This is a genomic window from Pseudoflavonifractor sp. An184 (genome assembly GCF_002160305.1).
GTDB lineage: Bacteria > Bacillota > Clostridia > Oscillospirales > Oscillospiraceae > Lawsonibacter > Lawsonibacter pullicola.
This window is the reverse complement of sequence record NZ_NFKI01000049.1, coordinates 1-22,270: the sequence shown is the minus strand read 5'-3', so window position 1 is coordinate 22,270 and position 22,270 is coordinate 1. Positions and strand designations below refer to the sequence as shown.

At 63.0% G+C, this 22,270-nt stretch carries 19 protein-coding genes; 3 read left to right on the top strand and 16 right to left on the bottom strand.

Annotated features, from left to right (window positions below):
* The 16 genes from B5F19_RS13295 to B5F19_RS13220 all read right to left on the bottom strand — a co-directional run.
* Positions 1 to 712: galactokinase family protein (locus B5F19_RS13295; RefSeq protein ID WP_275532775.1), on the bottom strand; the 712-nt coding region annotated here is incomplete at its 3' end.
* Between the two features lie 216 nt (positions 713 to 928).
* On the bottom strand, positions 929 to 2,584 hold the full coding sequence (locus tag B5F19_RS13290) for a galactoside ABC transporter permease (protein WP_087291268.1): 1,656 nt from the start codon (positions 2,582 to 2,584) through the stop codon (positions 929 to 931).
* A 15-nt stretch (positions 2,585 to 2,599) separates the two neighbouring features.
* Positions 2,600 to 4,108: a sugar ABC transporter ATP-binding protein gene (locus B5F19_RS13285; protein WP_087291266.1), complete on the bottom strand. Its 1,509-nt coding sequence runs from the start codon at positions 4,106 to 4,108 to the stop codon at positions 2,600 to 2,602.
* Between the two features lie 192 nt (positions 4,109 to 4,300).
* Entirely contained in the window at positions 4,301 to 5,593 is a 1,293-nt protein-coding gene (locus B5F19_RS13280; RefSeq protein ID WP_087291264.1) for a substrate-binding domain-containing protein, read from the bottom strand.
* 175 nt (positions 5,594 to 5,768) lie between these two features.
* The gene (locus B5F19_RS13275; protein WP_087291262.1) at positions 5,769 to 6,746 is read right to left on the bottom strand and encodes a substrate-binding domain-containing protein; all 978 of its coding nucleotides are present in this window, start codon (positions 6,744 to 6,746) and stop codon (positions 5,769 to 5,771) included.
* Entirely contained in the window at positions 6,733 to 8,451 is a 1,719-nt protein-coding gene (locus tag B5F19_RS13270) for a sensor histidine kinase (RefSeq protein WP_343219430.1), read from the bottom strand. The genes B5F19_RS13275 and B5F19_RS13270 overlap by 14 nt, the downstream gene beginning before the upstream one ends.
* Positions 8,452 to 8,457: 6 nt before the next feature.
* A complete protein-coding gene (locus tag B5F19_RS13265) occupies positions 8,458 to 9,732 on the bottom strand; it encodes a helix-turn-helix domain-containing protein (RefSeq protein WP_087291258.1) in 1,275 nt (424 codons plus the stop codon).
* A 508-nt stretch (positions 9,733 to 10,240) separates the two neighbouring features.
* On the bottom strand, positions 10,241 to 11,431 hold the full coding sequence (gene dpaL, locus B5F19_RS13260) for a diaminopropionate ammonia-lyase (protein ID WP_242972815.1): 1,191 nt from the start codon (positions 11,429 to 11,431) through the stop codon (positions 10,241 to 10,243).
* A 198-nt stretch (positions 11,432 to 11,629) separates the two neighbouring features.
* Complete coding sequence (locus B5F19_RS13255) at positions 11,630 to 12,835, bottom strand: macrolide family glycosyltransferase (protein WP_087291255.1); 1,206 nt, start codon at positions 12,833 to 12,835, stop codon at positions 11,630 to 11,632.
* 4 nt (positions 12,836 to 12,839) lie between these two features.
* The gene (locus tag B5F19_RS13250) at positions 12,840 to 13,133 is read right to left on the bottom strand and encodes an AbrB/MazE/SpoVT family DNA-binding domain-containing protein (RefSeq protein ID WP_087291253.1); all 294 of its coding nucleotides are present in this window, start codon (positions 13,131 to 13,133) and stop codon (positions 12,840 to 12,842) included.
* 139 nt (positions 13,134 to 13,272) lie between these two features.
* A complete protein-coding gene (locus B5F19_RS13245) occupies positions 13,273 to 13,716 on the bottom strand; it encodes a hypothetical protein (protein ID WP_087291251.1) in 444 nt (147 codons plus the stop codon).
* Positions 13,717 to 13,718: 2 nt separating this feature from the next.
* The gene (locus B5F19_RS13240; protein ID WP_087291249.1) at positions 13,719 to 14,366 is read right to left on the bottom strand and encodes a YigZ family protein; all 648 of its coding nucleotides are present in this window, start codon (positions 14,364 to 14,366) and stop codon (positions 13,719 to 13,721) included.
* Between the two features lie 49 nt (positions 14,367 to 14,415).
* Positions 14,416 to 14,802, bottom strand: a complete 387-nt coding sequence (locus tag B5F19_RS13235) for a DUF1667 domain-containing protein (RefSeq protein WP_087291247.1) — start codon at positions 14,800 to 14,802, stop codon at positions 14,416 to 14,418.
* On the bottom strand, positions 14,796 to 16,061 hold the full coding sequence (locus B5F19_RS13230) for an FAD-dependent oxidoreductase (protein WP_087291245.1): 1,266 nt from the start codon (positions 16,059 to 16,061) through the stop codon (positions 14,796 to 14,798). Before B5F19_RS13230 ends, B5F19_RS13235 begins: the two co-directional genes overlap by 7 nt.
* Positions 16,061 to 17,524, bottom strand: a complete 1,464-nt coding sequence (locus tag B5F19_RS13225; protein WP_087291244.1) for an NAD(P)/FAD-dependent oxidoreductase — start codon at positions 17,522 to 17,524, stop codon at positions 16,061 to 16,063. The genes B5F19_RS13230 and B5F19_RS13225 overlap by 1 nt, the downstream gene beginning before the upstream one ends.
* A gap of 128 nt (positions 17,525 to 17,652) precedes the next feature.
* A complete protein-coding gene (locus tag B5F19_RS13220; RefSeq protein ID WP_087291242.1) occupies positions 17,653 to 18,321 on the bottom strand; it encodes a FadR/GntR family transcriptional regulator in 669 nt (222 codons plus the stop codon).
* Positions 18,322 to 18,525: 204 nt separating this feature from the next.
* On the opposite strand from B5F19_RS13220, the gene B5F19_RS13215 reads away from it, so the two are divergent.
* The 3 genes from B5F19_RS13215 (at position 18,526) to tsf (ending at position 22,055) form a co-directional block, all read left to right on the top strand.
* Entirely contained in the window at positions 18,526 to 20,112 is a 1,587-nt protein-coding gene (locus tag B5F19_RS13215) for an S-layer homology domain-containing protein (RefSeq protein WP_087291240.1), read from the top strand.
* A gap of 199 nt (positions 20,113 to 20,311) precedes the next feature.
* A complete protein-coding gene (gene rpsB / locus B5F19_RS13210) occupies positions 20,312 to 21,046 on the top strand; it encodes a 30S ribosomal protein S2 (protein WP_087291238.1) in 735 nt (244 codons plus the stop codon).
* Positions 21,047 to 21,134: 88 nt separating this feature from the next.
* Positions 21,135 to 22,055 carry a translation elongation factor Ts gene (gene tsf, locus B5F19_RS13205; protein WP_087291236.1) on the top strand — a complete coding sequence of 307 codons (921 nt, stop codon included), beginning with the start codon at positions 21,135 to 21,137 and terminating at the stop codon, positions 22,053 to 22,055.
* Positions 22,056 to 22,270: the final 215 nt, after the last annotated feature.

The following is a 22,270-nucleotide window of genomic DNA, read 5'->3' as shown; positions in this document are numbered from 1 at the left end:
CCACCGCCACCGACCGCACCACGGGGGCGGCGGGGTCGGCGAAGTCGATGGCCACCGCGCCCCCCACGGAGGAGGCGGTCTGGTCCATGAGGCCGCTCTGCTTGCCGAAATAGAGGTTCTCCGCCTTCTGGCCCATCTGGGCGATCTCCACCGCCGTCAGCTCATCCCGGCAGAACAGGTGGTTTTCGATGACGCCCAGCAGCACCTCGCAGGCCGCCGAGGAGGACAGGCCGGAACCGGGCAGCACGTCGGAGAGGGCGTAGGCGTCAAAGCCCGCTACGGGGTAGCCCCGCCGGGCGGCCTGGGCCGCCATTCCCCGCACCAGGGCGGCGGTGGACTCCTTCTCCTCCTCCTTGGGCTCCAGGGTGTCCAGCTCCACCTCCACCAGGGGCCAGCCCTCGGATTGGAAGCGGATGGTGTTGGTGCCGTTGGGAGCGGCGCAGGCGGAAAAATCCAGGTTCACCGCCGCGGCCAGCACCCGTCCGTGCTGGTGGTCGGTGTGGTTGCCGCAGATCTCCGTGCGGCCCGGTGCGGAACACAGCGTCACAGGGGTGTCCTCCCCCCCGCCGAAGGTCCGCTGGAAGCCGTCCAGCAGCTGAGTGACCCGCTGCCGGCCGGGCGCGGGGTCCCCGCACATCAGGCGGGCCAGAGCCTCGTCCAGCTCGCCGGCCGCCAGCGCAGTGCGTACTTCGCCCAAATTATGCATGGTCATCCGAACTCCTTTTTCTCTCCGGGCGGCCGGTCTGTTGCTTCCGGCCGGCCCGGTCTTCTGTCTTTTAATCATAGCACAGCCCGCCTGCTTTTCCAAGCATTCTGTGGGGCCTTCTGACGCGGCGCCGCCCCGGCCGCAGAGCCGGGGAAAAGCCGCCGCAAAGCAGACGGATTCCTATGTCTGCCTTGCAGCGGCTTTCTGCACAAATGAGAAGAATTACTTCTTCTGGACGTACTTGAGGCAGTCCAGCGTGACAGCCACAAGGATGATGATGCCGGAGAACACGAACTGCAGGTTGGTGTCAATGCCCAGCACGGTCAGGGAGTAGGTCAGAGCGGTGAAGATGAACACGCCCACGACCACGCCCGAGATCTTACCGATGCCGCCGGTGAAGGAGATACCGCCCACCACGCAGGCGGCGATGGCGTCCATCTCCCAGCCCTGGCCGTAAGCGGCGGAGCCGGAACCCACCATGCGGATACACTCCAGCCAGGAGCCGAAGCCGTACAGGATGCCAGCCAGCACGAAGGCGCCCACGGTGACCCAGAATACGGAGATACCGGAGACCGACGCGGCCTCGGGGTTGCCGCCCACGGCAAACAGGTTCTTACCGAAGGTGGTCTTGTTCCAGATGAACCACACCACGACCACCGCGGCCACAGCCCACAGAATGATGGTGGGGAAGCCGTTGAACCGGGGAATGATCATGCCGGGGATGCTGGGATCAATAGCGCCGAAGGACACGCCCTTGGTGGAGTAGGTCACCAGGCCGAAGATGACCAGCATGTTGGCCATGGTGGAAATGAAGGGGTGCATTTTAAACTTGGCGGTAAAGAAGCCGGCGATAGTGGTGAAGATCGTACACAGCACGATACAAACCACCAGAGCCAGAAGCACCCGCACCAGCACCGGCATGGTGCTGAAGTCGAAGATGTGTCCGAAGACGCCGCCGGTGTTGGGTCCCTGGTGCATCACGATGGTGGCGGCGGTCATGCCCATGCCCACCATACGGCCGATGGACAGGTCGGTACCGGCCAGCAGGATCAGGCCGGCCACGCCCAGAGCCAGGAACATTCTGGGGGACGCCTGCTGGAGGATGTTCAGGATGTTGTTCATCGTCAGCAGCTGGGTGCCGCCCTTGAGGATGGGGGTGGCAATACAAAGGCCGATGAAGATGATAATGATGGCGATATACAGGCCGTTCTTCAACAGGAAGTCCCGGCGGTTGAAGGTGTACTTGTAGTTCTCCCAGCGCTGGGCCATCGTCTCAGCAAAGGTGAACTTGGACATGCGCAGCATGTCGATCAGGTGGTACTTGTGATCAAAGGCGGCATGCTGGCGGTCCTTGATCTCCTGGAGGTCCTTGTTCAGGTCCATCTTCGCGTCAAACAGGCGGTTCTTATAGACGTACTTCTCGTCCTTGATCTCCTGCTGGTCGCTGAGCTTGGCCATGGTCTCCTGGTGCTCCTTGTTGAGCTGAGCCACGGCGGCCTGGTACTTCTCCTGAGCCTGGACCTTTTCCGCCTTCCCGCTCTCCACCACGGCCTGGTAGTACTCGCCGAAGTGGCTGTTCAGGTAGCTCTCCGCCTCGGCGATGAGCTTGTCCACCTCGCCCTTGTTCTGGCTCTCCACGGCCTTGGCCTTCTCCAGATCGGCCTTGTACTGGGCCAGCTTGGCCTCTTTCTCCTGCTGGGTATAGATGCGGTCGCGCTTCAGACTGTCCATGCTGCTCTGGATCTCGACCACCTGATCGGTGCCGTCCTTGCGCAGGGCGTCAATCTTTGCTTGGATGCCGCCGACATACTCGTCGATCGGCTGGCGGAGCTGCTGTTCCTGTTCCGCCGTGAGAATCTTTGTGTTTTCCGTTGCCATATGCAATTTCTCCCATTATAGGTATTTTGCACTCAGTCGCAAAAGTTCTTCCTGATCGGTCTCCTTGGTATTCACAATCCCGGAGAGGCGTCCGTTGGACATGACGCCGATGCGGTTGGTGATACCCAGGATCTCGGGCATCTCAGAGGAGACGACGATGATCGTCTTGCCCTGCTTTGCCATCTGAATGATCAGCTCATAGATCTCATACTTGGCGCCCACGTCGATGCCGCGGGTGGGCTCGTCCATCATAAAGACCTGGGGTTCCCGCTCCAGCCACTTGCCGAAGATGACCTTCTGCTGGTTGCCGCCGGACAGGCTGGTGATCATGTCGTCCGGCCCCATGCACTTGGTGTGCATGATCTTGATCTCCTTGTTGGTGGCCTTCACCATCTTGGCGTCGGACAGGGCCAGGCCCGTCTTGTACTGCTCCAGACTGGCGATGGTGGTGTTGAAGGTCAGGTCACATTTGAGGAACAGGCCGTTGGCCTTGCGCTCCTCGGTGATCAGGGCGAAGCCGTGCTCGATGGCCTCCTTGGCGTTGTTGAAGTTCATCAGCCGGTTTTTAAAGTAGACGCGGCCCGCGGCTCGGGTGCGCACGCCGAAGATGGTCTCCAGCAGCTCGGTCCGCCCGGCGCCCACCAAGCCGTACAGGCCGAAGATCTCGCCCTCTCTCACGTCGAAGGAGATGTCCTGAAGATGGGGGGCGTACTTGGTGGAGAGGTGCTGGACAGAGAAAATGGTGTCACCTGGTGTGTTGTCCACCGGAGGGAAGCGGCTCTCCAGGGAGCGGCCCACCATGGCGGTAATCAGCTCGTTCATGTTGGTGTCCTTGGCGGCCTTTGTCATGACCAGATTGCCGTCCCGCAGGACCGAGATCTCATCGCAGATCTCAAAGATCTCGTCCATTTTGTGGGAGATATAGATCAGGGCGATGCCCTGCTCCTTCAGCATCCGCATCATTTCAAAGAGCTTGTCCACCTCCTGGACTGTCAGAGAGGAGGTGGGCTCGTCCAGGACGATCACCTGGGAATTGTAGGAGATTGCCTTGGCGATCTCGCACATCTGCCGCTGGGAAACGGACATGTTCCGCATCGGCTGGGTCAGGTTCACGGTCATACCGAGCTTACGGAACAGCTCGGAGGCCTTCTTTTTCATGCCACCTTCATCCACGACCCCCATGGAATTGGTGGGGTAACGTCCAAGAAACAGGTTGTCGATGACGTTCCGCTCCAGGCACTGGTTCAGCTCCTGGTGGACCATGGCGATCCCGTTTTCCAGGGCGTCTTTCGGACCGGAAAAGCTGATTTCCTTTCCGTTCAAATAGATCTTTCCCTCGTCCTTCTGGTAGGTGCCGAACAGGCACTTCATCATGGTAGACTTACCGGCGCCGTTTTCGCCCATCAGTCCCATGACCGTTCCACGCTTTACGTCCAGGTTGATATGGTCAAGCACCCGGTTGCGGCCGAAAGACTTGCACATACCGCGAATCGACAGGACGATATCGTCTTTCGTATCTGCCATTCTCGTTACTCCCGTTTATGTAGTAGTTGTTTCCGCGAAAAATGAAATCCTGTGGGATCTTTCTTCCGAAAAAGCGCTATTAGGGAGAATTCCTTCTGCCGAACGGAGTGATGTTTCTCCCGAACGGAGAATTCCTTCTCCCTAATAGCATGTCAGTTATACCTTATTTGGAAAATCCGGCCGCGGGTCCGATTACTGGCTCAGCAGAGCGGTGTAGGAGGCCGCGTTGTCGGTCTTCACCATGTTGATGGCGAAGGCGTCATAGGCGCTGGGGTTGCTCAGGCGGTTGGTGATGTTGGCCTCGGTCTGACCGTCGCCGGCGATGTACTCCACGTTCAGGTTCAGCAGATCGTCATACTTCTGCAGCAGGGGCTGATAGGTGGAGCCCAGGAAGTTGTCGGCGGAGTTGTAGATGTTCAGCCACACGTTCTTGGTGGGGTGCTCAGCGGCGTCCAGCTGGTTGGACACGGGGGCGTAGGTCACGGTGGAGTCCAGGAAGTCCTCATAGTTCTCCGCGGTGACGGCCACGTTCAGAGCGTAGTAGGAGCGGGAGGCCTCGTCATAGCGGTACACGTCCTCGCTGAGCACGTTGCCGGCCTCGTCGGCGGTGCCGATGCCGGTGTCGATGTCCACGCCGTCCAGAGCATTGCGCAGCACGCGCAGGGTCAGGTAGGCCTGCACGTCGGCGTGCTGGCTGATGGTGCCGCCGTAGCCGTTGGCGATGGCGGCCACGGCGTCGGAGTTGGCGTCATAGCCGAAGGTGGGCACGCCCTGAGCCTGGGACCAGCCGTTGAACATGGCCATGCCCATGCCGTCGTTGTTGGAGACCACAACGTCGATCTGATCGCCGAAGGAGGCGGACCAGGTGGTGATGGCGTTGCCGGCGGTGGCGGCGTCCCAGGTGGCGCCGGCGGAGTTCTTCATCTCCTGAGAGGCCAGCTCACGGACGGTGTAGGTGGTGCCGCCCACATCGATGGAGCCGTCCTGCACGATGGTGGAGGAGCCGTCGGTGTTGGTGCCCACGGGGTTGGAATCGATGGCGCCGTTGGCCTCAACGCCGGTGCCCAGAGCGGAGCGGACGCCGCGGGTACGGGCGATGGAGTCGTTGTGGCCGATGTCGCCGATGGCCAGGACGTAGCCGATGATGCCGTCGCCGTTGCGGTCGATGGTGTCAATGTTGTCGGTGATGTACTTCAGGACCATCTCGCCCTGCAGCTCGGCGCCCTGGTTGGCGTCGAAGCCCACGTAGTAGGTGTTGTCGTTGAAGGACAGGGCGTTCATGTCCAGCTCGCCGGTGGAGCTGTTGGAGGGCTGGCGGTTGAACCAGACCAGGGGCTTGTCCTTGTTGGCGACCTCGGTAGTAGAGGTGGAACCGGAGTTAGAGCCGGAAGTGGAACCGGCACTGGAGGTTCCTCCGCCATTGCCGCAGGCAGCCAGGCCCAGGGCCATAGCGGCGGCCAGGGTCAGTGCAAGAGCTTTTTTCATAGCAATTCTCCTTTTCTCATGTTTTAAATAGAGCACAAAAACTCTATTTAAGATAAGTTTATAGTAGAGGAAAATGCACAAAAAAGCAAGGGAAAAAACCACTGAAAAAAAGTTAAAATTTTATCCAGGGCAAATAATATGCAAAAAATTTTCACTCCATTTTTGTGGAAAACGTCTAATCCAGGTGCTCTTCAAAGGAAAACAGGGCCTTCTGACTGTCCAATGTGAACAAGTTGTCCCGGTCTACGACCCGGGTGGAGGTATCCACCGTCTCATCCGGAGCCCCGCCCTGCCCGGTCAGCAGCTGATAGGCGCTCTCCACCCCCAGATAGCCCATGGCGTAGGGGTTCTGCACCACAAGGGCGTCCACACACCCGTCCTGCAGCCCGTCCACGGTGACCACATTGGAGTCAAACCCCACAAAAAATATCTCTTCCGAGCGGCCCAGCGCTTTCACGGCCTGGGCCGCGCCCACGCTGGTGGGCTCATTCAGGGCCAGCAGCACATTGATCTCCGGGTGGTCGGTCAGGAGGGCGGCGGTATCCGCCTGGGCCCGGCCGGCCTCCGTCAGGGTGTTGACCACCGCAGTGATCTCCGCCCGGCCGCTGGCGGCGAAGGCGTCGGACGCCCCCCGCTCCCGCTCCTGCCCGTTGGCGGTGCCCACGTCGTAATTGACCACCCCCACATACAGGGGCCCGGATACCCGATCCAGAACGGCATCGGCCGCCATCTGCCCGGCGGCGTAGTTGTTGGTGCCGATGTAGGTGCTCACCTGGTCGGAGTCCACGCTGCTGTCGATGGTCACGATCTGGAGCCCGGCCTGGGCGGCGGCGTCAATGGCGGCGGCATTTTCTTCCTGATCAATGGCGGAAAACACAATGGCCTCCGCCCCGGCCCGCACCGCCTCCGCGATCAGCCGGTTCTGGGTCTCGTAGTCCTCCTCCGTCTCCGGGCCGGCGATACTCAGCTCTAAATTGTACTCCGCGGCCGCGGCCTCCGCCCCGGCAAAAACGGAGCGGAAAAATTCCGACTGGGTGGATTTGACCACCAGAGCCACCGAGTGCCGCTGGGACGCGTCCTGCTCCCCGCCGCAGCCGCACAGAAGGGTAAGGGCCAGCGCCCCACACAGCACTGCACACCTATTTCGCCTCATACTCCCCCTCCTTCACCTTGGGCATCCGGATCTCCACACAGGTGCCCACATCCAGTTCGCTGGTGATGTTCAGACCATAGGGCGCTCCGAAATAGATCCGAAGCCGGTCGTTTACATTCCGAATGCCGATGCCGGTGCGGTCCTCCGGGTCCTGCTCCAAAATGGCGTCCACCTGCTCCTGGCTCATGCCCACGCCGTTGTCCCGGACCCGGAACAGGATATCCTCCCCGTCCTGGAGCACCTCCACTTGGATGCGCCCCTCCTCCACCAGAAGATCCAGGCCGTGGTTGATGGAATTTTCAATGATGGGCTGCAGGGTGATCTTGTTGCAGTAGTAATCCAGGCACTCCGGGTCCACATCGAATTCATAGGTGAACTGGTTTTTGTAGCGGTACTTCTGGATCTGGAGATAGCTCTCGGCGTGCTCGATCTCCTTGGCGATGGGGATGAGCTCGTGGCCGCGGCTGATGCTGATGCGGAACAGCCGTGCCAGGGCGTGCACCATATTCACCGCGTCGGCGTTCCGCCCCCGCTCGCACATCCAGGCGATGGAGTCCAGGGTATTATACAGAAAATGGGGGTTGATCTGGGCCTGGAGGGCCTTCAGCTCAGTCTTGCGCAGGTTGATCTCCTCCTGGCGCACGGTGGACATGAGCTGCTGGATCCGCAGCACCATGTGCCCGAAGGACTGGGAGAGCTCCCGGACCTCCCGGGTGCCCCTCACCGGGCGGTAGGAAAAGTGGTCGGCGTCCCGCTCAAAGCGCTCCATGGCGGAGGCCAGCCCCCGCAGGGGACGGCTCAGCATCCGGGACAGAATCCAGCTGGTCAGCAGGGCAGCCGCCAGCACCAGACCCGCCAGGCCGGCGGAGATCCCGATCATCTCCCGCACGCTGCGGTTGACCAGCTCGTCCACAAAGCTGACGCCCACCACCCGCCAGCTGCTGTCCTCCACGCTGGTGACGGCGTAGATCACGGTATCCTCCACATAGGTGCCGTCCTCCAGGGCGGCCAGAGCCGCGGTGTCCTCCGACTTCAGCCCCGCGTACAGCAGCTGCTGCTGGGGGTGGTACATAATGTTCCCCATGCGGTCCATTAAAAAGCAGTAGCCCCGCTGGCCGATGCCAACATTGTTGATGTGGTTGGAGATATTGGAGAAGCTCAGATCCAGGGACACCCATGCGGCCTCTCCCCCCTGTTCCAGCGGGGCGGTCATGGTGACCACCCAGGGGTAGTAGCTCTCAAAGATGGTCTCCACATGGGGGGTGCTCATATAGGGGCCGTCGGAGGCCCGGGCCGTATCCAGGTCAAAGGAGAGATTCTGGAAGATCTCCTCCCGTGGCTCCCGGCCCAGAGACCAGCACTCCAGCAGCTCCCCCTCCTCCGAATAGCTGGTGACAGCCACCACGTCGGGGCGGAACTGCAAAAAGGCGGACAGCAGTTCGTTCCGGCTGTCCTCCGGCTCCGACATGGATCGCACCACCAGGTCCATGGCCTGATTCATGTCCCGCAGATAGTTGCCCACTGTGCTGGACACCTGGGAGGCCGTCTGGGCGCTGCCGGTCCGGGCGTTCTGCACCATGGCGCTGCGGTAGCGGTCCAGGAACAGCACAATGCAGCAGCACAGAATAATGGCCACCACCCCCACCACCATGGAAACCAGAATGGTGGTGGTGCGGGGCCCCATCCGGGACGCATCCCTTTTCAAGGCCCCTCACCCGTCCTTTCTCTGTTCCGCCTTGCGGCGCATAGCATTGGGGGACTCGCCGCAGTACTTTTTGAAGCAGTAGCTGAAATAGTGCTGGTCGGTATAGCCGCACCGGCGGGCGACCTCCTGCACCTTGAGCTGGGTGGTGGACAGCAGCTCCCGGGCCGCCTCCATCCGCTTGCGGATCAGGATGTTCATAAAGGTCTCGCCGGCATATTTTTTAATGCAGGCACTGAGATAGTTGGGGCTCACGTCCAGCCGCTCGCTCAGGGAGACCAGGGACAGGTCCGCGTCCATATAGAGCTGATCCAAGGCGTTCAGGGCCCGCTGGCACAGCAGAGAGCCCCCCTTTGCGGCGGGGGCCAGATCCCGGCTGAAGTGCGCCCCTCCCTCCGCGCCGTCCCCCTGGCGCAGGGCGTCCATCGCCTCCCGGTAGGCGTCGTGGAGGGCGGTCAGGGTGTGCACCATGCGGCTGACGCCGATGCGGCACTGACTGCCCAAAACCCGCTCCGCCATCTGCGGGATCTCGTCGGCCAGGATATGCAGGTACTGGCTGAAATCCGAGGGACTGCCCATCAGAACCGAGACCACCTTCCCGGAGGTGTAGAAGCTGACGCAGCGCAGGTATTTGGCGGCCAGCTGGTCCACCGACGCCACAAAGGTGGGGGTGGTGCAGTTGGCCCCGCTCTCATTCAGCAGGATGGACACCATCACCGTACAGCACGGCCGGTCGTCCAGATCCCGGAGCAGGCCGCACTGCCGCGCGTACTCCTCCGCCTGCACCGCCCCCTCCGGGTCGGCGTAGTCGTCCAGCACCAGGGGCATCAGCATGGCGGCCTGCAGATCCACCCCGTGCATCTTGGAGGGCGCCTGCCGGAACCGGGCAAACTGGGCGTCGATCTTTTCCCGGATTCTCCGCAGCTCCGCCGCCATCCCCTCCATGGTCAGCGGCTTGAGCATATAGCTGATGATGTTATACTGGATCGCCTGCTGGGCGTACTCAAAGTCGTCGTAACCGCTTAAAAAGGCGATGTTGGTGGCGGGGCGGATCTCCCGCACCTGCCGGGCCAGTTCGATTCCAGAGATGAAGGGCATCCGGATATCCGTGATCAGCAGGTCCGGCTCGTGCTTCTCCACCAGCTGAAGGGCGTCCAGCCCGTTGCTGGCGCTCCCCACCAGACAGAAGCCAAAGTCCTGCCAGGGCGTCATCATACAGACCGCCTCCCGCAGCTCGTCCTCGTCATCCGCCACAATTACCGTGTACTGCGTTTTTCCAGCCATGGGGCGTCCGTCCTTTCCCACATGAGAGTGCGCCCTACGGAAACCGCCTCGGCGCAGACCCGGCTCCAGGCCGGGATCTCCCCTCTGTTTTCTGACTTTATGTTGGGAATATTATAGCAGATGATTCCATGGGGCTCAAATATTTCTTGCCGCGGAAACTTCGCCATTTTGAACAGGAACAAAGAAAGGGCGGACACAAACATGTCCGCCCCAGGCTGTTGGAAAAGTCTAGGGACTTTTCCAACAGCCTGGGGAAATGCCAATACTTTCCCGCCGCTGCGCGGCGGAAAAGTCCTCGCTGCGCTCGCTGAACGCCTTGCCAAGCAAGGCATTCAGGGCATTCGATCCCACTCGAGGCGGGCTGCCGCCCCCTCGAGCTCCCCCGCCCCAACTTGAGCTGATTCATCTCTATACAGTTTTTTGACAAGCTGGGGCGGACACAAACGTGTCCGCCCCAGGCTGTTGGAAATTATAAATAAAAGCACAGGCCGGGAGAGCAGCGGCGTTTTCAGAACCGCGCGCCATCCAAGACCCGGCGGTAGTTCTCCCGGTCGGTGTCCCCCTCGGTGCTGATACACAGCACCCGGGAGTGCTCATTGAGCCCCAGGGTCCAGCGCAGGTCCTCCAGCCCCTCCTCGCACAGGATGGCGGCCAGCACCCCCACGCCCACCGCCCCGGACTCCCCGGAGATAATGGCCGGGTCCCCCGGCTCGGGCCGGCCCAGCAGGCGCATGCCCCGGGCGGCGTACTCGTCCCCGCAGGACACAAAGGCGGCCGCCCCTCTCTGGAGGATGGGCCAGCTGACGGTGCAGGGCTCGCCGCAGCACAGGCCGGCCATCATGCTGTCCAGATCCCCGGTCACCGGGGTGATGGTCCCCGCCCTGGCACTGCGGTAGAGGCAGTCCGCCCGGTCCGGCTCCACGATGCAGGCGACGGGGCAGTCCCTACCCCACCGGGCGGCAAAGCTGCCCAGCATAGCCCCCGCGAAGCTACCCACCCCCGCCTGGAGAAACAGGTGGGTGGGCTTCTCCCAGCCCCGCTCCTCCAGCTGGTCCGCGATCTCCTGGGCGATGGTGGTGTAGCCCTGGATGATCCAGGCGGGAATGTCCTCATACCCCGGCCAGGCGGTATCCTGGATCAGGGTCCAGCCGTGCTCCCGGCCCATCCGGTCGGCCAGGCGCACCGCGTCGTCATAGTTCAGGCCGGTGATCTCCGCCTGGGCCCCCTGGGCCCGGATGTTCTCCAGCCGCTCCCGGGCGCTCCCCTTGGGCATGTACACCACCGCCCGGTGGCCCAGCTGCCGGGCGGCCCAGGCCACTCCCCGGCCGTGGTTGCCGTCGGTGGCGGTGACGAAGGTCCGCTCCCCCAGCTTCTCCCGGGCCTCCGGCGTCCCCAGCGCCTCAAAGGTGAGCTGGTCCCGGCCCAGTCCCAGCTGTTCTCCCAGGTACCGGGCCATGGCGTAGCTGCCCCCCAGGGCCTTGAAGGCGTTCAGGCCGAAGCGCTTGGACTCGTCCTTCACCAGCACCTGGGACACCCCCAGCCGCCGGGCCAGGTGGTCCAGAGCGGTGAGAGGGGTGGGCTCATAGCCGGGGATGGTGCTGTGGAAGGCCCGGGCCGCCTTCTGCACCTCCAGGCCGGTGAGGGCCAGCTTCTCCGGGGGAACGGCCCCCGTCCGGTTCACACAGTATTGAAGCTTCACGGTATGCCTCCTTTGTCTTTGGTTGGGCCATGTTTGAAAAATGTCAATATGCCCAAACTGCGGGCCTTTTCCCGCCATACTGCGTTGATTTCCCCTGCAATACACAAAGTATTGCCGCGTCAAATCGCCTTGCCTGGCGAAAAAATTCCTCGCCGTTGGACACATTTTCAATTTTCAAACAAGGCCTAGATGCCTGGATTATAGCATAGGAGGATTTTCCGCACAAGCCCCGCCTCCCCGGGCCGCCGCCTCTAAAATCTTGTCCGCCCCCCGCCGGTATCCCCCGGCGTCCCGGAAGCCGGCGGCGATCTCCCGGGCCCGGCTGCGGTAGGACCGCTGCTCCCGTACCTGGCGCACCGCCGCCCGGATGGCCTCCGGCGAGGCTCTCCTCAAGCGGAGCCCCGCCCCCAGCTCCTCCACCCGCCGGGCCACCAGGCCCTGCTCCGCCTGCTGGGGGTACAGGACCAGGGGCACCCCGAAATAGAGGCCCTCGCTGGCGCTGTTCATGCCGCAGTGGGTCACAAACACGCTGGCCCGGGCCAGCACTGCCAGCTGGTCCACCCTGGGCCGGAGGAATATATGCTCCGGCACGTCCCGAAAGGCGGACAGGCCGGTCTGCTCCCCCACCGAGATCACCACGGGGATGCTCTCCTGCCGGAGGGCCTCAATGCACGCCTGATAAAAAGGGAGGTTCCGGTTGTTCACCGTCCCCAGGGAGATGTAGCAGCACCCCTCCCACACCCTCTCCCCCGCTCCGATCTGTTCCGGAATGGATGGACCGATAAAGGCGTACTTTGAGGAGAACGTGTCCGCCTTGGGCTGGAAGGCCCGGGAGGTATATACGATGGTGTCCGTGTCATTGCTGTTCTGGATCAGGTCCAGCAGGCCGCACACCGGGTATCCCTCCTCCCGCAGCCGCTCCATGCACCGACGGACGCGCCCGCGCCCCATCAGCAGGCGGAGCAGCTGCCCCGGCGTCTGCTTCATCATCCCGGCCGTCTCCCGGTTGAAGGCAAAGGTGGTGGTGGAGCACACATAGGGCAGTCCCAGCTTGGCGCTCCACAGCTTTCCCCAGAAGCACAGGGAGTCGGACACCACGCAGTGGGGGGCAAACTCCCGCAGGTCCCGGCCGATGGGGCCGTCCATGGCCAGAGTGGTGTCCGTAATCATCTCCACCAGCCCCGCAAAGTCCCGGCCCACCTGGCGGTCCACATCGGGGGGCGGCGGCGGAAGATAGGCGTCGCACTGTACAAACTCCCCGCCCGCCGCCTTGATCGCCTTCTGAAATGGGGAGAAGGAGTAGTAGCGCACCCGGTGTCCCCGCCGGGTCAGCTCCCCCACCACGGCCAAGGTTGGGTTGGTGTGGCCAAAGGCGTAGATGCTGAAAAAGGCGATGCGCGCCACGGCCTCACCCCTCCTCCGTGTTCTTCGGGTCCTTCAGCTCCCGGATCGCCTGGGCAAAGGCCTGGGAGTCCGACTCGCTGTGGTCGGGATAGAACTCCTTGGCCCGTCCGGCAAAGATGGCGTCGGCGATCTGTTCAAACACCTGATAGCGCTCCAGGGCGATACCCCGCTGGGCGTCGGCCAAAATCAGCATGGTGTCCCCCGGCTGGATCTGGAACATCTCCCGCACCTCCTTGGGAATGACGATCTGCCCCTTGGGCCCCACCTTCACAGAGCTCATGTATTTTCCGGTCTCCATCTTTCGCCCTCCTCGTTAGTATTACTTGTATTACAAATTATACTTTTACGTCTCACCTCTGTCAAGGACAAATCAGCCGGAAGATGCAAAAAGGGCCGGAGCTGATACCAGCTCCGGCCCTGAAACGATCCTATCTCTCTTATTTTCCGTTGGCCCGCCGCTCCAGCTCCTTGAGCAGCTGATTCTGCACCGGCAGACGGCGGCGGCGTGGGTACGTTTTATTGTACCAGGCGGCCAGCTCCCGGGCCGTCTCCGGCTCCAGGAGGGGAACCAAGGTTCGGGCGTGGCCCTGGACGGCCTCCCGCATGGGCTGGGTCAGGTCGAAATACCGCTCCTCCTGAGCCAGGGTGACCAAAAACCGTACGGTCTCCTCCGCCTCCGCCGGGGTGAGGCCCTCCCGGGCCATCCGGCCCACCGCCTCTCCCACGGCCTCATAAAACTCCATATGGCAGGGGTCTCGCTTGGGGTCCCGGCCGAAGCCCAGCAGTCCGTCCCCCGGACGCAGCTTGGCGGTCATCTTTTTCACCGCCTCGTTGTAGTTCTCCATACAGGCCATTAGGGTGTTTACCGCAGTCCCTTCCATGGTCACTCCTCCTTCTCTCTGGGCGCCCGCCAGGGCACGTCCTGAAACCGCTCGCCGCAGACCATGCCCTCCACGGTCCCGGCGGTGATGTCCAGCATATGGGCCAGGTAGTCCTCCCAACGCTCCTCAGGCAGCAGGACGGTGAGGGCGATGTCCGCCCCGTAGTCCGCCTCGGCGATGACGCCGCCGAAACCCTCGGTCTCCAGCTTCACCCGCTCGTACTGGGCGTAGGAGCAGGGCAGCAGAATCTCCACCCACCGGCGGACCACCGAGATCCCCGCCCCGTCCAGGGCGTCCTTGGCGCTCTGGGTATAGGCCCGGACCAGGCCGCCCGCCCCCAGCAGGATGCCGCCGAAGTACCGGGTGACCACGCACACCACATTGACCACGCCCTCCCGCTGAAATACGTTGAGCATGGGCTGACCCGCTGTGCCCTGGGGCTCTCCGTCGTCGGAGTAGCGCACCGGCCCGTCTTTGATGAGGTAGCACCAGCAGTTGTGCCGGGCGTCGTAGTAGCGCTTCTTCATCTCCTCAATGCGGGCGCGGGCCTCCTCCTCGCTGTCCACCCGCCACACGTGGCCGATGAACCGGGAGCGCTTCTCCACAAATTCCGTCTCACTGGCCTGGGTGGGGATGTAATACTCCGTCATGGGGTCACCTCACTGGTCGGTTTTCGGCCTCCGGGGGCCCCGGACGGGCCTAGCCGCGCCCCTTCTCCCCCACCGATTTGGTCACAATCACGTCCGCCTCATACCCCAGCAGGTGGGAGATCACCACCGTCCCGGCCTCCACCGGGGCGGTGAGCACACAGCGCTTCATGGCCTCCATGGCCGCAAAGATCTCCCCCTTCGGGATGGGGGCGGTGAGGCGCACGCTGGCCAGGGGGAGCTCGCCCCCCTTCACCGGAACCGAGGTGGCGATGGTCCGCCGGGGATCGGTGAGCTCCTGCTCCACATAGGCCGTCCCCCGGGGACAGGCCGCCCCCTGGACCGAGCGGACGGCATAGGCGCCGTCCCCTCTGGCCTCCGCCTCTGCTGTAATAGTACACCCATTGGGGCACACAATGCAAGTAAACTCCTTCACCATTCCGCACACACCTCCAAATCGCCCTGCCGGTCCAGCCGGTCCGCCGGGATCTCCAGCCAGATCATCTCGGCGGGGAGGGCCTTTTTCATGGGCTTTCGGACCACCTCCCGGCCGTTCTGCCGCACCACAATGCTCCCGTCCCGGAAGGGGGCGCGCACCCGCAGGGACAGGCGCACGTCCTCTGTCCCGCTGATTTTCTGCGGGATCGTGTGGCCCACGCCGTTCCCGGCCTGAACATCCAGAGGACACGGAGGCAATGTCCCCTCCCGCACATAGCGGGCGGTCCAGTCCGCCAGCCGCTCCGCCTCCAGAGAGACGAAGTCCACCAGATCGTGGACGTGGAGCACGTTGCCGGCGGCAAAGATCCCCTCCACGCTGGTCTGGTAGTGCTCATCCACCACCGCCCCACGGGTGCGGCCGTCCAGCTCCACCCCGGCCTCCTGGGACAACTCATTTTCCGGCAGGAGACCCACCGACAAAATCAGGGTGTCGCAGGGGTACTCCCGCTCTGTGCCGGGGATGGGGGTCCCCTTCTCGTCCACCTGGGAGACGGTGACCCCCGTCAGGCGGCTGCCCCCGTGGATGTCGGTGACCGTGTGGCTCAGATACAGGGGGATGTCGTAGTCCTCCAGGCACTGCTGGATGTTCCGGGGCAGGCCGCTGGGGTAGGGCTGCACCTCAAACACCCCGTGGACGCGGGCCCCCTCCAGGGTGAGCCGCCGGGCCATAATCATGCCGATATCACCGGAACCCAGGATGACCACCTCTTTGGCAGGCATGCGGTTATAGAGATTGATGTAGGCCTGGGCCACCCCGGCGGTAAACACCCCCGCCGGCCGCTCGCCGGGGATGCCCAGGGCCCCCCGGGTGCGCTCCCGGCAGCCCATGGACAGCACCACCGCCTTGGCCTTCCACCGGCGCAGTCCCGCCCGGGTGGCGGCGGTGACCACCTTGTCCGGGGTGATCTCCACCACCGAGGCGTTGGTGATGCACCGGATTCCCAGCTCCTCCGCCTCCCGGATGAAGCGCTGGGCGTACTCCGGCCCGCTGAGAGTGGTTTGAAACCGGGTGAGGCCGAAGCCGTCGTGGATGCACTGGCGCAGAATGCCCCCCAGCTGCTTCTCCCGCTCCAGCACCACCACGTGGGTGATCCCCCTCTTGTGGAGCTCCACCGCGGCGGCCAGGCCGGCGGGGCCGCCGCCCACCACCACCACGTCCACATGCTCCAGCGCCAGTTCCTGCACGATATTCGCTTCCATCACTCGGCCTCCTCCCGCACTTTTCCGTAAAACATCTGGGAGCCCTCCCGGGCGTAGAGGATCTCGGTCTCCTTCCTGCCCAGCTCCTCCTCCAGCATCCGGGCCAGCCGCATCTGGCAGTACCCCCCCTGGCACCGGCCCATCATGGACCGGGTGCGGTACTTGATGCCCACCATGGTGCTCACCCCCAGGGGGTTGTGGATGGCCTGGAGCAGCTCCGCCCGGGTGACCTTCTCGCACCGGCACACCAGTTCCCCGTAGTCCTGGTTCTCCCGGATGGCCGCCTCCCGCTCCGCCTGGGACATGTCCGCGAAGCGGCGGATGCCCCTCCGCACCGGGTCAAAGTCCGGGTTGGGCTCCAGCTTCTCCCGCTCCCCCATCAGGGCGATGGCGTACCGGGCGATGGGCACGCAGGCGGTGAGACCGGGGGACTCAATGCCCACCAGGTTGATGGCGTTGGGGGCCAGGTCGTCCCGAATTTCAATTTTGAAGTCCTGAATCACCCCATTCTCATCCACCCACTTGGGCAGGATGCCGGAGTAGTTGCGGATGCAGTCCCCCTTGTGGATGTGGGGCCAGAGCTGAGAGGCGCTCTGGGCCAGGTAGTCCATGTTCTTCTGGGGCACGCCGTAGTATGTAAAGTTGTCGGTGAGCTCCGCGTTGGGGCCCACGATCACGTTTCCGTCCACTGTGTTGGTCACGTGGATGCCCATATAGGTGTTGCTGGGCACCGGGTACACGGGCATGGGCAGCAGATGGCCCACCCGCTTGTCCAGGATGATGTAGTCCCCCTTGGACCCCACCACATGGTAGCCGCGGATGCCCAGCAGCTCCGAAATTGCCCCACAGCCCAGGCCGGCGCTGTTCACCACCCAGCGGGACGCAAACTCCCCTCTGTCGGTGGAGACGCGCCAGTTCCCGTCTCCGTCCCTGCGCAGGCCGGTGACCTCACAGCCGAAGCGGTAGTCCACCCCGTTGTGGTGGGCGTTCTCCGCCAGAGCGATGGTCAGACCGAAGGGGTCCACAATGCCGCTGTTGGGGGAGAACATGGCAAACTTCCCCACCACCGCCGGCACCAGCCGGTGGAGCTCCGCCTCGTCCACCAGGCGCAGGCCCTGCACCCCGTTGGCCTCCCCCTGGGCGATGGTGCGCCGCAGGTTCTCCAGGTCCTCCTCCGTGTTGCCCACCAGCACCTTGCCGCAGCGCTGGAAGGTCACGTCCAGTTCCCGGGTCAGTTGTCCCATGAGTTGGTTGCCCTCCACGCACAGTCTGGCCTTCAAAGAGCCGGTGTCGTAGGCGAAGCCCCCGTGGACCACCCCGGAGTTGCGCCCGCTGGTCTCATAGCACACGTCCAGATTTTTCTCCAGCACGCCGATTTTCAGGCGGTACCGGCTCATTTCCCGGGCAATGGCGCTGCCCACCACGCCGCCGCCGATGATCAGCACATCATAAAGCTGCTCCATATCCACCCTCCTAAGGTTTTAAATTCATCCCATGAATTTAAGCCATATATACCACATTGTCCCGGTGTTGTCAAGAAAGATGGGAGGAATTTTTGCAAAATTCCTCCCATAAATCTCCCCTGTTTCCGCTACCCGTGGCGGTAGCGCTTTTTGTTGTAGAGCAGGTGGTAGAGCATCTCCTCCTGGGCGTCCGCCGCCCGGCCCTCCCGGATGGCCTCATAGACGGCCCGGTGGGAGGCCAGGGTCTGGACATACTCCGGCTCCGCCACCGTCCGGGCAAAGGTCCGCACCCCCTCGGTAATCACCGGGATCAGATTGGACACTACGGCGTTGTGGCTGCACACCGCAATCTGGGCGTGGAACTGGGAGTCCAGCTGGGCGTACTCCTCCCGGCGGGCGATGCGCCCCTCGATCTCCTCCAGCAGGGCCCGCAGCCGCTCCAGGTCCTCCTCCCCCCGGTTCTGTGCGGCCAGGGCGGCGATGGGGGGCTCCAGCATCACCCGGATCTGGAGCAGGTCCCGGGTGAGCTTCTCCGGGTCCTCCATCAAGGCAAAGCCCAGGGGGTCGTCCGCCACTCCGTTCTTCTCCGAGATAAAGGTGCCCGCCCCCTGGCGGACGGTCACCACGTTCCGGGAGGCCAAACTCCGCAGGGCCTCCCGCACGGTATTCCGGCCCACCCCCAGACGCCGGACCAGCTCCGTCTCGGTGGGCAGCTTGTCCCCCGGGCCGTACCCCTCCCGCTGGATCATCTTCAAAAGCCGCTGGGTGGTCTGTTCCACCAGAGTCTGTTTTTCCATAGAGCGCCTCCCGCTTCCGGCCGTCCGGCGGCCGCTTTCTTTTCTCCACTTTACCACAGGCGGAGGTCCCCTGTCCACGCCTCTTTTTCCCGCTCCGGCCGGCTCCTATCCACTCCTGGAAAACATTTTGCCTTGCACCTGCCGTAAAAATCCGTATACTATTCGTGTATATCCCTACTCATACACTATGTTAAGGAGCTTTTCATGCGATTTCCCAAACGTCTTTTCCATTTGAGCTGCACCGCCCTGCTGCTGACCACTTTTCTTACCCCGGCGGCGGCCGCCCGGCGGTTCAGCATGTCCTATGTCTACTTCGGCAGCCCCTCCTCCTATGTAGCGCGGGTGGATGGGACCCAGGGCTCCCTGGACGAGATCTCCCCCAACTACTTCAACCTAAATTCCGACGGCACCCTGAATTTCACCGGCGGAAACGACGCCGCCGCTTTCGTGGAGCAGATGCACCGGCGCGGGGTGCGGGTGGTCCCCTTCCTCAGCAACCACTGGGACCGGGAGCTGGGGCGAAAGGCCCTGAGCAATCGAAAACAGCTGGCGGAGCAGATCGCCCGGGCGGTGGTCCGGTACGGCCTGGACGGGGTGAACGTGGACATTGAGAACGTGACCCACCAGGACCGGAACGCCTACTCGGAATTTGTGGAGCTTCTGCGCCAAAAGCTGCCGGAGGACAAAATTGTGGCGGTGTCAGTGGCCGCCAACCCCTACGGCTACACCCAGGGCTGGCACGGCTCCTATGACTACCGGCGGCTGGGGGCGGCCGCCGACTATTTAATGCTTATGACTTACGACGAGCACTACCAGGGGGGCTCCCCCGGCCCGGTGGCCAGCCGGGCCTTTCAGGAGCGGTCCATCCAGTACGCCCTCAAATACGTCCCGGCGGACAAGCTGGTGCTGGGCCTCCCCTTCTTCGGGCGCATCTGGAGCGACAGCGGCGCCCTCATGCAGGGCCACGGGATCAGCGAGAGCCAGATCCAGGCCCTGATTGCCAATTACCAGGGCCAGGCGAACCAGGACGCCGCCTCCGGCTCCGCATACGCCCGGATCACCGTAACCGCCGCCGACCCCAAGCCGGTGATCAACGGTGTGACCCTCACCGCCGGTACTTACACCATCTGGTACGAGTCGGAGCACTCCAAAAAGGCGCAGCTCTCCCTGGTGGAGGAGTACGGCCTGCTGGGGGCGGGGAGCTGGAGCCTGGGCCAGGAGGATACCCGGGTGTGGGACTACTACTCCCTGTGGCTCAACGGCTGGACCTTTGAGGACAGCCAGGGCCACTGGGCGGTCCCCTACATCATCGACGCGGCGGACCAGGGGAAAATGACCGGGCTGTCCCACACCGCCTTCGGCCCCGACCGCACCCTCACCCGGGGCGAGGCGGCGGTGGTCCTGTGCCGCCTGGCGGGGCTGAGCCCCAGGGGTTCCGGCTCCTCCTTCTCCGACCTGAGGGGCCACTGGGCCGCCGGGTATGTCCAGGCCGCCTATGAGGCCGGGCTGGCCGCCGGGGTGGGCGGCGGCCGGTACGCTCCGGGCGAGCCGGTCACCCGGCAGGAGATCGCCGTCATGCTGGACCGGGTCCGGCCCGGCCTCGGGGGGACCGCGCTGAAAAATCCCTTTCCGGATCTGAGCCCAGGGGACAACTCCTGGTCTTACAAGGCCGTTCTGCGGCTGTACGCCGCCGGGGTGGTGACCGGCATGCCCGACGGCACCTTCCGGCCCGGGGCCCCGGTGTCCCGGGCGGAGCTGGCAGCGATGCTCTCCAAGCTGCCGCAGGACTGACCCATCCTCGAAATTCGTAAATATTCCGCCGTTTTTTGGGAAATACTGCTTGCATTCCACCGAAACCTGTGGTATACTACCAGGGCATTATGCCTGGGAGTGCTGATTTTCCGCCCGGTGCTGGGGCAGAACCGCTCCGGTTGGCGGGGAATATGACGCGCCCAGAAAGATCAAACTGAATTTTAGGAGGAAACAAAACATGGCAGTCGTATCTATGAAGCAGCTGCTGGAGGCCGGCGTGCACTTCGGCCACCAGACCCGTCGTTGGAATCCCAAGATGGCGCCCTACATCTACACCGAGCGCAACGGGATCTATATCATCGACCTGCAGAAGACCGTGAAGAAGCTGGAGGAGGCCTATAACTTCGTCCGCGAACTGGGCGAGAAGGGCGAGACCATCCTCTTCGTGGGCACCAAGAAGCAGGCCCAGGAGGCCATCAAGGAGGAGGCCTCCCGCGTGGGCATGTACTATGTGAACGCCCGCTGGCTGGGCGGCATGCTCACCAACTTCAAGACCATGCGCGGCCGCGTGGACCGTCTGAACCAGCTCAAGCGCATGCAGGAGGACGGCACCTTTGACATGCTGCCCAAGAAGGAAGTCATGAAGCACATGGGCGAGATTGCCAAACTGGAGAAGTACCTGGGCGGCGTCACCGAGATGAAGAAGCTCCCCGGCGCCCTGTTCGTGGTGGACCCCCGCAAGGAGCGCAACGCCATCAACGAGGCCCGCAAGCTCCACATCCCCATTGTGGCCATCGTGGACACCAACTGCGACCCCGATGAGATCGACTATGTGATCCCCGGCAACGACGACGCCATCCGCGCCATCAAGCTGATCTCCGGCGTGATGGCCAACGCCATCCAGGAGGGCAAGCAGGGCCAGGACGAGGCTCCCGCCGCCGAGGCTGAGGCCGCTCCCGAGACCGCTGAGTAATTCCCGACACCGCTTTCAAAGCGCCCGCCGGAGGGCGGGCGCTTTTTTGAATGGCTCCCATTTTTATTTTATTTGGAGGTAATGCACTATGGCAATTTCCGCGAAGGACGTACAGAAGCTGCGCGAGATGACCGGCGTTGGCATGATGGACTGCAAGAAGGCCCTCACCGAGGCCAACGGCGACTTTGACAAGGCCATTGAGTGGCTGCGTGAGAAGGGCCTGGCCGCCCAGACCAAGAAGGCCGGCAAGATTGCCGCCGAGGGCGTTTCCTACGCCATCACCGCCGACAACGGCGTGGGCGTGGTCATCGAGGTCAACTCCCAGACCGACTTTGTGGCCAAGAACGAGGTGTTCCAGGGCTTCGTGAAGGACCTGGCCACCATCGTGGCCAACGAGAACCCCGCCGACGTGGAGGCCCTGAAGGCCTGCACCTACCCCGGCACCGACCGCACCGTGGCCGACGTCACCGCCGACAAGGTGCTGGCCATCGGCGAGAACATCCAGGTCCGCCGCTTCGTCCGCTATGCCGAGGGCGTGAACGTGCCCTACATCCACATGGGCGGCAAGATCGGCGTGCTGGTCAACCTGGAGGTTGAGGGCATCGAGGCCGACAAGGTCACCGAGCTGGGCAAGGACATCGCCATGCAGATCGCTGCCATGAACCCCGCCTACCTGGACAAGTCCGACGTGGACCAGGCCACCCTGGACAAGGAGAAGGAGATTCTGCTCATCCAGGCCAAGGAGGACCCCAAGAACGCCAACAAGCCCGAGAACATCATCGAGAAGATGGTCATGGGCCGCATCGGCAAGTACTACGAGGAGAACTGCCTGCTGCAGCAGGCCTTTGTGAAGGAGAACAAGGTCTCCGTGGAGAAGCACATCGCCGAGGTGGCCAAGCAGCTGGGCGGCAAGATCGCCGTCAAGGCGTTCACCCGCTTCCAGACCGGCGAGGGCATCGAGAAGGCGGAGGAGGATTTCGCCGCCGAAGTAGCCAGCATGATCCACTAAGTCTCTTGTACTTGTCCCCCCGCAAACAAGCACATTGTCCCTAAATAATGACTCACAAAAGAGTCCGAGGAAATTCGTTTCCTCGGGCTCTTTTTTATTTATTTTCTGTTTTAGCCCGGGTTTTGGCTTGATTTAGAACTAATTTAGAATTTTTTGAGAAAGAGATTGGGCGAGCAGCTTGTGGTCAAAATGGTTGGACAAACGACCGTTTTGGA